The sequence below is a fragment of the Treponema sp. R8-4-B8 genome (genome assembly GCF_054786175.1).
This window is the reverse complement of sequence record NZ_BDHE01000436.1, coordinates 1-438: the sequence shown is the minus strand read 5'-3', so window position 1 is coordinate 438 and position 438 is coordinate 1. Positions and strand designations below refer to the sequence as shown.

The 438-nt window shown below is 53.0% G+C and carries 1 protein-coding gene; it reads right to left on the bottom strand.

Going from position 1 to position 438, the window contains the following annotated elements:
- Nucleotides 1-283, bottom strand: a 283-nt coding sequence (locus tag ACYVRA_RS09130; protein ID WP_461252392.1) for a hypothetical protein, incomplete at its 3' end; no start/stop codon positions are given.
- Nucleotides 284-438 lie beyond the last annotated feature (155 nt).

Genomic DNA, 438 nt, shown 5'->3' with positions numbered 1-438 from the left:
CCGAAAGGCTTTTCATCACGCCGCCCCGCTCGTAATCAGACCCGCTCACAATCCCCGAAAGACTTTCCATAATGCCGCCCCACTCGTAATCAGACCCGCTCACATTAACACACGTAATTCCGCTCACATCGCTGTCCAATATCGGAGCCGGAGCGGTTTTGCCGATCAATTTATACACCTCCGCCCTAAATTTCGCGTCTGCGAACTTCTCCGTGATATCCGTCTGTCCCGCCGCCCCCTCCGCCGCCGCGGTCTCCCGAATCCTTCCCGAATCCGAATCCATAAACCCCTCCGAGTTTGTTATTGGTGATAGCGCAGCCATTCGACACTTATCAATATAATAAAAATCCCTGCCCAGATGTGTATAAGAGACAGGAACGTTGGAGTTACCGTCATTGCGGGGTTGCCTTCGGCTCGATAAACAAGGTGACCCGCAAT